The sequence below is a fragment of the Chlorogloea sp. CCALA 695 genome (genome assembly GCF_003003885.1).
Lineage (GTDB): Bacteria > Cyanobacteriota > Cyanobacteriia > Cyanobacteriales > Chroococcidiopsidaceae > Aliterella.
Window position 1 is genome coordinate 1 of record NZ_PVWN01000090.1, and the last position, 11120, is coordinate 11120.

An 11120-nucleotide genomic window follows, 5' to 3' on the forward strand; every position below is an offset into this window, starting at 1 on the left:
GCTACCGCAATTCGTTTCGGCATGAGTCATACTTTTATTCTCCACCTTTATCATAATCTGTTATGCGGACATGATATGATTGGCTTAATTCAATAACAACAAAGCCTAAAATTCTTAAAAATTAATCTTTGCCTCGCAATCGCCTTAAACAGCAATTAGTTTGGCGATCGCATTGCTTTCCTGCTCTAATAAATCAGTTTGGGTCCTATAAACTAAATTACCTTCGCCGATGATACTCTGAGCCGCAAACTGTCGCGCATAGTCAACTTTACCTTGTACCTCAGCATCAGCAAGTAGCAGCGATCGCTCCTGACGCTGGGCCTTGCGATCACATATTTTCTTATTGTGCCGCTTCAGCCAAAAATATCGTCCCAAAGGTATGCCAACAAAAGCCGTGCCGTAGCCTAAAAGCAACAAACAGATATTATGAGCCAAAGGTAAAACGCTGCCATTCTCCATAATCTCTTTTACTAATAAGCTTTCCAGGTAAACTGCTCCAGCTAAATTGAGCATTCCAAGGATTGCACTTAGTGCGATTGCTTCCAGCACTGCCGTAGGCAATCGCACCTGGACTTGCAGCACTGAATTTTTGAGGAATTTCCTGAAGAAAATGTTGTGTAAATACTTCTTGCTGCTCGGATGCGGCGGTTGCTTGCAGTTCGGGAAATACATACACTAGATGTCCTTGGGGACTAACAGTTGGTTGCCCGTTAAACCTAGTTAGCACAGGCAACATATAGTCTTCGTACTTTTGAGCGTAGCCGGAGCTAATATCGTCTAGATAGGGCGCTATCTGCTCTCCTACCACTGCACCACCATTGGAGCGAATGACGGCGGCAATTGCTTTCTGGCGGGGTTTTTTCAAGTCTCCGTTGGGATTGCGATCGCCGAAGAGAAACGAGAAAATCGACTCAAGAAAGTTAAGCTGACTTTCTTCCTGCTGCTGCTCGTTTGACTGACTTTCTATTTGTCTTTGCTTTTGATATCGCCTATCGTAGTTTGGAGAGAATACATCGACCTAACCAGGACTAATCCAGGCAGTAAGCGTGAAATTATCATCGTTAGTGGTAATTTCGTGAACCATGATATTGACAAAAATGATTAAAGTAATTAGAGCAAAAGAGGGAAATAATAAAACTCCAAACGAAATGCGAAGAATCTATCCCACTAACTTAGGAAACCAGATATAGCAACAAGCAAGAAGGAGGAAAGCATCGAAACAGACTTTGAGGCGTTCCCAACGGACAACAAGTCGTCTATATTTGCGTTGAAGCCACGAGAAAGAACGCTCCTGCTGATAGCGAGGTACAGTTTCCGCGATTGGTCTACCTCTCAACTTTTTACCCTTCCACTGCCGTTTTTTGATCTGCGGTCGGATACCCTTAGTACGAAGCTTGTAACGTAGCCATTTAGCCTCATATCCTTTATCCGCCGCCAGAATTTTAAGACGACGTTTAGGATTACCTCGTTTACCATTGGCTAATCGAATTTGATTTAGCATCGGTAGGACTTGTTGCTTTTCGTCCCCATTAGCTGGGGTAGTAGTTGCCACCACTGGCATACCCTTAGCATCGGTGATACTGTGAATAAGTATTCCCTTGCCTTTGTATCCGTAGCCTACGCCTTCACCGCCACCCTTCCCAGGGGGAAAAAGAACCATCAACGGCTCCATACTTCCAGTCGATTATTCCTTTTTCCTCTGCTACTGCCAGAATTCGCGCTTTTAGTTTCTCCAATGTTCCATCTTCGTACCACCGCTGCAGCCATCGATGGGCAGCACTTTTTGATGCCCATTGTTCGCCTCGTGGTATGTCGCACCATCGACAACCAGTAATTAATACGTATAACTGAGTATTCAAAACGTTGCGAAATGGCGCGTGTGGCATACCACGCCCTCTTTTTTCTAAGAACTGAGGTAGTAATTCTTCAAACAACTTCCACTCAAGATCACTCAATCCCTCAAACCTACCTGCCATTTTGTCTTCTTTTTGTTTCATTTCAGCAATATAGCTGATTCTAGCTCATATTTTTGAGTTAGTGGGATAGGCTCATACCAACTGCTTAGTTAAAAGAAATTACTAGGTGCTTTTTTTTCGACTTCAATTTCGTTTTTTAGTTGACTCAGAGGCACTACTGTTAGCTGTGACACATACTGACTTCTACGTTCACGCAGATCAAGAAAATGTATCACGATATACCCGTAACGTCTGCCTCGGTAAAAACTGCGTGCTAGAGGGTTATTGTTTTTCTGATAGATCAGGGTGGAAGAAACAAAATCTTGAGCGATCTTAGAATCGTACACTTGTCGAATCAGGTTAATTCCGGCTGAATTCTTCGGCTCGAAATTGAAAGTCTTATTACTAGAGCGATAACCGACGAGTTCTCGGCTTACCAAGCCATTAGGAACCCAAACGGCAAAACTTAACTCGTTGCCAAGGCACTTAGATGTAGAGGACAAATCGGGTTCTACCGTTTGTAATTTAATTGAAATCTGGAGTCCAGCAATCAACGGATGATCCTGTGACCATTGTATTACTTCCCCACCGGTTTGACCTGGTAAAGCTGCGGCTGGTAGATTAATACAGGCACTAAGGGCGCAGGTTAAGACTACTAAAAAACTAAACTGAAACTTAGACACGTTAGTGTAGATGAGTTGAATCGGAAGCATCGTCGGCTTGTACCTGGAGATTTCAACGGTGTAACGTTGCTTATAATTAACAGTATATAAAGTTCAGTTCGTATAAACAGTAGCCGGAGATGTTGTATAAATGTTGATCCAAAATTAAATAGACAGTCCAAACTCGTATCTATTAATAAATAGTGCAATCACTAAATCGTGCAGGTAATGGCTCAGACGTGTTAATAAGGTATTAAATTAGTAATCCAAACTCATAACGGTTGATAAATAACCCAATTACTAGATCGTGCATTTCAATAGATTTGGAGAAGCATATTGTCTTACGTGCTAATCGTTTAATCCTCGTTCTTAAAGTTAAATGTTTGCGTTCAATTTTCTGAGTGTTAGACTTGCCAATAATATGTACTTGTCGATCTAAATATCGTTGATAGGAACCCCATCCATCCGTAAAAAATCGTGTAATTCCAAAGGGCTGGAGTAGTGCCTTTAATTGCACAAAGGCGGAGTCTTCATGAGGCGCAAGTACGTAAGCTAGTATTTTGCCTGAAGCATGGTCTATGGTATGCCATAACCATCTTTGCTGTTGCTTGGACTGGACGAAGCTCCACATTTCATCCATTTCTGCTGCTTGTACACGTCCTAAGCTGACATCAATTTGGGCGGAGTTTGTTGCCATTCAAAATTTTTCATTCACAAACTGTAGTTGGGAATTTTTTTGTAAGTTCCTGGGTTACTGTATTACGACTAATTTTTAACACTCTTGCTGTATCTCTCATTCCACTTCCATTGATTGCCATATCCGTAATCTGCTGTTTAACTTTAGGTAAGTAGCCCTGATAGGTATATTCCTGGATAAATGTACGGCGACAACATAACGGATTTTGGCATTGATAACGCTGCTTTTGTTGTGCTGTTTTCCCATGTCTAACTACGTTAATACTGTCACAACTTGGGCAGTGAACTGGCTCTAAAACCATTACTGAACTCGCGAAGACGATACTTTACCTAATTGCAGCATAATTTCGGAGCTAGAGCAACGCGTCTGAGCCATTACCAATCGTGCATAGCGACCGTCTTGGAGAAGCAAATTGTTCTCCGAGCTAAACGTTTAATCCGAGTCCGCAGAAACAAAAATGCTTGTTTTCTATCTTTTGAGTGTTTTGTTTTCCGATTTTATGCAAGGATTGAGCTAAATGCAGCGAAATTCGCTCCCCAATCATCAGTGTAAAAATGGGTAATTCTAAAGGGTTCTAACAAAGCTTTCAATTGTAGAAAAATTTCATCTTTACGTGTCCCAAAAACGTAGGCTAAAACTTTTCCGCTCTTACGCTCAATAGCGTGCCACAACCATCTCTGATTAGATTTTTTTGTAACGAAGCTCCACATTTCATCGAGTTCAGATTCCACCCCTGATGATATCTCCAAAGGTTTAAACAAGCAAATATCAACCACTATCGACTCGCAATTGCGTTGTTTTAAAATTGATAAATTCACTGATTGCAATTGGATTTGTTTTTTTAAACTCTTTAATAACAGTGCTAGTGCTAACGTGTAATACTCGCGCTGTATCTCGAATTCCACTGCCGTTAAGTGCCATGTCTACAATCTGTTGTTTTACTTTTCGGGATTGACCCGGATAAGCATAATCTAAAATGAATGTTCGACCGTCACAAGCTTGTTCCCGACATTGATAGCGTTGCTTCCTTTGAGGAGTCTTCCCATTTTTTACAATATCTACTCCCTGACAGTAAGGACAATGTAATACTTGTGTAATCATGGCTAATCTTAATACCGTTGATTCTACTATTTTTATAAGTTTAGTTTAGTCTATCAACAACTTTGTAACATTTCCTCTTCTTAATCCGGTACGCTATGCAAGTCATAAGAGTTTCGTTCGCAAGGCAATTTTTACTTTGTCACCCTTCAGAAGCTCTGCGTAGTTTTCTGGAGTGTCAATGTCTGTAGCGCCTTCAGGAAAAGAGATCCTAAACACTTCCTGGGCGTACCTTTTAATCACCTGTTTTGCTCCTTCTTTGTCCTTTAAAGTTGTGAGTTCGCAAAACAAGCGCTCGCTAAATAAAGCTGGTACGCCTAGGGTTTCTGCATACTCGCAAGCAATAATAGGCTGATTTGCCGAATGGTATGCTAAGGCAAGCTGATTAATAATCTCGGTAGAAATGAAAGGTTGATCGCAAAGTGTGACTATGACTGCTTCTACGTCTGGGTAAGAAGTCTTTAGCTCTTGAATGCCCACTCCAATTGAAGAACTTATCCCTTCATTCCACTGCAAGTTTTCTACTATATGAATAGAAAGCTGGCTAATATCAGACTTAATAAGTTGGGCATAAGCGCCCAAAACGACAACAATTGGTCGGCAGACAGAGGCAATAGCAACTTCTATGGTGTGACGAAGTAAAGTGCGTTCTTGATAGCTCAACAATTGCTTGGGTGTACCCATACGAGTTGATGCTCCGGCAGCTAAAATGACAATCCCAATGTTTTGGTCGTATTCTTCAATTCCATTCATACGCTGACATACCTTTTAGCTGAAGGGTTTGATTGAATACCCTGCTTGGAAACTTGCTCGTGAATCGATCCCTTTCGTTCTCGTAGCTGGTTTCCTAAACGGTTGGTAATGACAGCTTGAATTCCGGCAATAATTGATAGAGCGATTTCTTCGGGGGTATCAGCACCAATGTCAAGTCCAATAGGAGCATATAATCTGTGTATTTGTTCTTTAGTTGGCTGAGTTCCTATTTGACGTAATTCTTCAAGTAAACGCTCGGTTCTGCTTTTGGGACCGAGAATACCTAAGTAGCAAACTTGCGATGGTAGGAGGATTTTGAGAAGTTCAAGGTCGTGTAGGTAGTTATGGGTCATAACTACAGCAACAGTGAGATCGCCTACACTGATATGGTCAGTGATATCTTCTGGACAGGATAGCACAATGGCATCCGCATCAGTAAACCGATTTTGTGTTGCTGTTGATTGCCGGGTATCGACAACTGTGACATTCCAACCTAGTTCTTTAGCAAAACGTGCTACTGGTAGAGCATCGTGACCCGCACCAAAAATTAAGAGGGATAATGGTGGCTGGATAACTTCGATAAAAACCTCTACTTCACCTATCGGCAATTGATAGGACTTCAAACTTGAAAGTTTGCGCTCTAATGCTGCGCGTGCGTCTTCAACTATGCTTGCTGCTACAGAAGGTGAGAAATGACTAATAAAACTGCCGTTTTGTTGCAACATTAAACGAGTTCCAACTTTCTCCTGTACTGGGCCTGTGACGCTGACTAAAGTTGCGACTACACCCAATTGGCGATCGCCATAGCACCTAGACAGAAACTCTACATAATCTGTTTGCTTAGGTGTAATTGGCTCAATTAGAACGCGCACTAAGCCGTCACAGCCTAGTCCCAGTCCCCAGACAATATCTTCATCAGAGGTTGTGTCATAGGTTACTACTGTTGGTTGTTTTGATGCCATTACTTTTTGCGATCGCAAAGCGACATCGGCTTCTAAACAGCCGCCACTAATTGTCCCTACACTACAACCATCTGAAGTTAGCAGCATCCGCGCCCCTGCGCGACGATAGGTAGAACCTTGGGCTTCAATTACCGTAGTCAGGACAGTTGTTTTGCCTTGGCGGTTGCTTTTTTCCAGTTCTGCTAAAATTGCGATAAATTCCTTCATTTTTAGGGGATATTCGCCTTTTAGGTTAAATTAATTTGTCTAGGGTAATTGGCAGAGAACGAACGCGCTTTCCAGTAGCATGATAGACCGCATTAGCGATCGCCGCCGCTACGCCTGTAATGCCAATTTCGCCAATTCCTTTAGCTCCAATTGCGTTAATATGGGGGTCATTTTCTGCCACAAAATACGCTTCAATTGCTGGAATATCGGCATTAACTGGTACGTGGTACTCGCCTAAATTGGGATTGACAATACGCCCAGAACGGTAATCGGTTATAGTTTCTTCTAATAGTGCCATGCCAATACCCATCGTAATCCCACCAATTAATTGGGAATTTGCGGTTTTTCTATTCATAATTCTTCCTGCACCAAAAGCCCCAACAAAGCGGGTTACACGAACGTGACCAAAATCGGGATCGACACGCACCTCGGCAAATTGTGCGCCAAACGAGTGCATTGAGTATTTTTTATTTGCTTCGTCGAACTTAGCATCAAAGCTGGCTTCCACCATCTTCAAATTATTGCGTTGGAGAATCGATGCGTAGGTTTCGCTTTTAGTGCGATCGCTCTTGATAAATATCTCGCCATTTTCCATGGCAATTTCTGTAGCAGGAATTTTGTAAAGCGGCGATCTTCTATCGGCGCGGGCTATAGCTAATACTTTTGCCCGGACTGCTTGCGTTGCCCCCTCAACTGCGGTTCCGACCGAAGATATTGTCGCTGAACCGCCGGAAACTGGCGCGCGCGGCAATTCTGTATCGCCAAGCTCAAATCGCACCCGTTCGACAGGGATTCCCAATACATCAGCGACTACTGGCGGTAATGCTGTCGCCGTACCCGTACCCATCTCGTGCGTACCGCTTTGGACAACGACGCTACCATCAAGCATAATTTTGGTTACAGCAGTAGCAGGAAAGTGATATACAGGGTACGTAGCGCTTGCCATTCCCATCCCTACAAGATACCGACCATCGCGCATCGAACGCGGTTCGGGGTTTCGCCGCGACCAGCCAAACTTTTCAGCCCCAAGCGCGTAAGATTCTTTGAGCGATTTACTCGACCAAGGCAATTTGGTTTCGGGGTCGGTGTCTGCGTAGTTACGCAAGCGCAACTCAATCGGGTCTAGCTTTAACTCATAAGCAAGTTCGTCAAGGGCAGATTCAAGGGCAAATGTTCCTGAAGCTTCGCCGGGGGCGCGCATAAACGTGGGCTGACCTTTGTTTACTAGCACGACTCGTTGCGAAATTTGCATATTTTGACAGGCATACATCATATGAGTAGCCTTTGTGAACGGTTCAACGTATTCACCAATTGCTTCAGGGCAACTATCAGAAATACCTTGATGAGCGATCGCAGTCAATTTACCGTCTTCTTTGGCAGCTAGAATAACTTGTTGCTCGGTTTGCGCCCTGTATCCAACGCCTGTAAACATTTCTGGGCGCGTCAAAACTAACTTGACTGGACGACGCACGTAACGAGCGGCTAAAGCAGCTAGGGGGACGTGCGACCACATCGTACCTTTACAGCCAAATGCCCCACCAATAAATTTGCAGACAACGCGGACATTTTTTTCGGGAATGCCAAAAGCTGCCGCTAGAGTTTTACTCGTACCAAAAATGTTTTGTGTAGAATCGTAAACCGTGAGGCGATTTCTTGACCAAACGGCGGTTGTAGCGTGTGGCTCCATTGGGTTGTGGTGTTCGACGGGTGTGGTATAAGTTTCTTCAACCCGCACTGTTCCTTCAGCCAAACCTTGCTGAAAATTCCCGCGTAGCACATCTGCTGGTCTTCGCGATACTTTGCCTTTAGGCACAACTGCTCGCTCTCGCAGCTTCTCCATCTCAATTAAAGGCGGTTGTTGGGCGTAAGTAACCCGGACTAATTCGGCGGCGTGGGTGGCGCGCTCAAAGGTATCGGCAACTACCACACCGATATATTGACCAGCATGATAGATATTACTATCGCTCAAAGGAATGCGGTTCTCGGCTGCACCTCCTCCGGCGGTATAACCTGGCATAGGTTTGAGTTTTGGAGCATTGGCGTGAGTGAGAATAGCAAGAACTCCCGGTGCTTTTTCTGCCGCACTAAGATCGATACTCTTGATTGAGCCACGAGCAATTTTACTGTCAATTAGAACGGCGTAAGCAAGATTCTTTTGCGGATATTCTGCTGAGTATAGTGCTGTCCCCGCAACTTTTTGGCGACCATCAACCCGATCCATCGGCTTGCCTGTTACTGCGTTCATTAGTTTATCTGCTTGAGTCATACTGCTGTTCCTTCTGTTGCTATAGTCAGCGATCGCACAATTGCCCTTTTTCCCAATTCCACTTTAAAAGCATTGTGTTTGTAACCTTTTGCCCCCTTCAAAGTCGCTTCCGCCGCCGCTTGAAAAGTCTGCTCGTTGGGTTTTGCACCTATCAAAATTTTCTCGGCTTCCACCGCTCGCCAAGGTTTATGTGCTACTCCTCCCAATGCCATCCGCGCATTTTGAATCGTACCGTTATTAATATCGAGGGCAGCAGCCGCCGAAACTACTGCAAACGCATAGGATGTTCTGTCTCTAACTTTGAAGTAATGGGAATTTTCCGCAAAGCCTGAATTAGGTAAATCGACCGCCGTAATTAGTTCGCCTGGTTGCAGTGCTGTCTCAATTTGGGGCGTATCTCCAGGTAAGCGATGAAACTCCGCAAAGGGAATTGCGCGATCGCCTTTTGCTCCCGATACCTGTACCACCGCATCGAGGGCTGTTAATGCCACACACATATCGGAAGGATGAGTAGCAATACAACTATCGCTTGTACCTAAAATCGCATGGATGCGGTTATATCCTTCAATGGCGGCACAGCCAGACCCAGGTTGACGTTTATTGCAAGGCGCGGATGTATCGTAAAAGTAGTAACAGCGAGTTCTTTGTAGCAAATTGCCACCAACCGATGCCATATTTCGCAGTTGTGGCGATGCCCCAGCTAGTAAAGCTTGGGACAGTAACGGATAGCGCGTGCGGATTAAAGGATGGTTGGCAGTATCGCTATTTTTTGCCAGCGCTCCAATGCGTACACCGTTAGATGTGGATTGAATTTGCGCTAACTGTATCCTTGTAATATCAATGAGGCGGTCTGGTTGTTCTACGCCTTCCTTCATCAAATCGAGGAGATTCGTACCGCCAGCGATAAATTTTGTTTGGCTGGTGGCGGACTCAATGGCTGTGCTGATTTCGGTTGCACGTAAATAAGCAAATGGTTTCATAGGGGAGTTAAAAGGACAAATAATCTTTTTAGGAATTGGCTTGACTTACTTCCTGCACTGCCGCCACAATGCCAGGATAAGCACCGCACCGACAGATGTTGCCGCTCATGCGTTCCGAGATTTCCATAGCGGTCAATTCAACTTGTCCTTGCTTCCTGACATCTGCTGTTACTGCGCTTGCTGTACCTGCTTTTGCTTCAGCTATAGCTGCCACTGCCGAACAAACTTGACCGGGGGTACAATAGCCGCATTGAAAGCCGTCATGTTTAATAAATGCCGATTGAATGGGGTGCAATTGGTTTCCCTGCGCTAACCCTTCAACGGTGGTAATTTCTGCATCATCGTACATAATTGCCAGCGACAAACAAGAATTAATGCGCTGTCCATTGACTAATACTGTGCAAGCACCGCATTGACCGCGATCGCATCCTTTTTTCGTTCCCGTTAGACCAATGCGATCGCGCAGTGCATCGAGTAAAGTCACTCGTGGTTCTATTTTTAAATTGCGTTTTGTGCCATTGACTCGCAGCGTTACATCGACTACTTCTGGTGCTTGGGTTGGTACGCTCTGGCGACGAGGGCTTGTTTGCGCCCAAGTTTTGGTTGTCAGATTCCCCAGCACAGCTACTACTGTACCTGAAATCATTATTTGACCAAACCGTCGGCGTTTTAACCTGATTCTCATAATTTGCACATTTAAAATTACTTAGTTTGAGCGTAAATAATAAAAAATCACTACTTCACAGTTTACGTATACTTAGCGTGTAGTGCAAATTTAACTTAACGAGTTAAATCTGCTTATCTAAGATTAGCTGGAACTTCTTTGGGAATAGTCCATAAGTAGATAGTAGAACCTTCTTTTGTTTGCACAACTCGCTCTGGTTTCCACTCGCCCATGTCAAAATCGTGGGGGACAATGCGAGTACCAGGCTTGAGTTGCTTAAATAATTGAGGTCGCAACATAACATTTAGTTCGGGTAAAAGGTAAAGCGTGACAACAGTTGCAGGACTAATATCTGTTGTAAATAAGTCCTGATTGAGAAACTTAACGCGATTAGTTACGCCAGCTTTTTGAGCATTAGCATTAGCTTCTTTGATGCGTTCGGGGTTAATATCTATACCGAATCCTCTAGTCCCAAATCTCTGTGCGGCAGTAACAGGAATCCGTCCATCACCACTACCAAGATCGTAGATTACATCGTTTTTTGTCACTTTAGCTAAGGCTAGCATCTCGTCTACAACTTCCTGTGGCGTAGGCACATAGATGACATCAGGTTCGCGCAAAGGAGTTTGAGTAGTTGTTGGCGTTTGAGAAACCTGAGCATTGCTCTGGCTTGAAGGAAAGCATCCGGTAATCCCAACACTAGCAATACTTACACTTGCTATCAGTAAACCTATTGCGTGTTTAATTTGCATGATTTTTGCCTCTTTTTAGTATTAAGTCCTAACTTGGTTGTTTTTTTCTACAGTAGCAAAGCTAGCTGGAAAAGAGTGTAAGCTAGAAAGAAGAAAATATTGAATCGTTGCTCAACATAAATGG

The 11120-nt window shown here is 43.9% G+C and carries 14 protein-coding genes and 1 pseudogene; all 15 read right to left on the reverse strand.

Annotated features, from left to right (window positions below):
* Positions 1-144: 144 nt before the first annotated feature.
* The 15 genes and pseudogenes from C7B70_RS23645 to C7B70_RS23705 all read right to left on the reverse strand — a co-directional run bounded on the left by C7B70_RS23645 (position 145) and on the right by C7B70_RS23705 (position 10996).
* Positions 145-459, reverse strand: a complete 315-nt coding sequence (locus C7B70_RS23645) for a hypothetical protein (protein WP_106371378.1) — start codon at positions 457-459, stop codon at positions 145-147.
* Positions 425-865: a hypothetical protein gene (locus C7B70_RS23650; RefSeq protein ID WP_106371379.1), complete on the reverse strand. Its 441-nt coding sequence runs from the start codon at positions 863-865 to the stop codon at positions 425-427. The genes C7B70_RS23645 and C7B70_RS23650 overlap by 35 nt, the downstream gene beginning before the upstream one ends.
* A 294-nt stretch (positions 866-1159) precedes the next feature.
* A complete protein-coding gene (locus C7B70_RS23655) occupies positions 1160-1660 on the reverse strand; it encodes a transposase (protein WP_106371380.1) in 501 nt (166 codons plus the stop codon).
* Positions 1626-1997, reverse strand: coding sequence for a transposase (locus tag C7B70_RS23660; protein WP_199192494.1), 372 nt, complete (start codon positions 1995-1997; stop codon positions 1626-1628). The genes C7B70_RS23655 and C7B70_RS23660 overlap by 35 nt, the downstream gene beginning before the upstream one ends.
* 68 nt (positions 1998-2065) lie before the next feature.
* Positions 2066-2668, reverse strand: coding sequence for a hypothetical protein (locus C7B70_RS23665; RefSeq protein ID WP_106371381.1), 603 nt, complete (start codon positions 2666-2668; stop codon positions 2066-2068).
* A gap of 202 nt (positions 2669-2870) precedes the next feature.
* Positions 2871-3314: an IS1 family transposase gene (locus C7B70_RS27280; RefSeq protein WP_199192495.1), complete on the reverse strand. Its 444-nt coding sequence runs from the start codon at positions 3312-3314 to the stop codon at positions 2871-2873.
* Between the two features lie 10 nt (positions 3315-3324).
* Positions 3325-3615, reverse strand: coding sequence for an IS1 family transposase (locus C7B70_RS27285; RefSeq protein WP_199192497.1), 291 nt, complete (start codon positions 3613-3615; stop codon positions 3325-3327).
* 73 nt (positions 3616-3688) lie between these two features.
* Positions 3689-4132: pseudogene (locus C7B70_RS28075) on the reverse strand (IS1 family transposase).
* Positions 4083-4415, reverse strand: coding sequence for an IS1 family transposase (locus C7B70_RS27300; protein ID WP_199192499.1), 333 nt, complete (start codon positions 4413-4415; stop codon positions 4083-4085). The pseudogene C7B70_RS28075 and the gene C7B70_RS27300 overlap by 50 nt, the downstream one beginning before the upstream one ends.
* Before the next feature lie 102 nt (positions 4416-4517).
* Positions 4518-5165 (reverse strand): NTP transferase domain-containing protein, encoded by a 648-nt coding sequence (locus tag C7B70_RS23680; RefSeq protein ID WP_106371382.1) that lies wholly within the window; start codon positions 5163-5165, stop codon positions 4518-4520.
* Positions 5162-6334 (reverse strand): XdhC/CoxI family protein, encoded by a 1173-nt coding sequence (locus tag C7B70_RS23685; RefSeq protein WP_106371383.1) that lies wholly within the window; start codon positions 6332-6334, stop codon positions 5162-5164. Before C7B70_RS23685 ends, C7B70_RS23680 begins: the two co-directional genes overlap by 4 nt.
* A 25-nt stretch (positions 6335-6359) precedes the next feature.
* On the reverse strand, positions 6360-8600 hold the full coding sequence (locus tag C7B70_RS23690) for a xanthine dehydrogenase family protein molybdopterin-binding subunit (RefSeq protein WP_106371384.1): 2241 nt from the start codon (positions 8598-8600) through the stop codon (positions 6360-6362).
* Positions 8597-9580 (reverse strand): xanthine dehydrogenase family protein subunit M, encoded by a 984-nt coding sequence (locus tag C7B70_RS23695; protein ID WP_106371385.1) that lies wholly within the window; start codon positions 9578-9580, stop codon positions 8597-8599. Before C7B70_RS23695 ends, C7B70_RS23690 begins: the two co-directional genes overlap by 4 nt.
* Positions 9581-9608: 28 nt before the next feature.
* Positions 9609-10265: a 2Fe-2S iron-sulfur cluster-binding protein gene (locus C7B70_RS23700; protein ID WP_106371386.1), complete on the reverse strand. Its 657-nt coding sequence runs from the start codon at positions 10263-10265 to the stop codon at positions 9609-9611.
* 113 nt (positions 10266-10378) lie between these two features.
* Complete coding sequence (locus C7B70_RS23705) at positions 10379-10996, reverse strand: cyclopropane-fatty-acyl-phospholipid synthase family protein (protein WP_106371387.1); 618 nt, start codon at positions 10994-10996, stop codon at positions 10379-10381.
* Positions 10997-11120 lie beyond the last annotated feature (124 nt).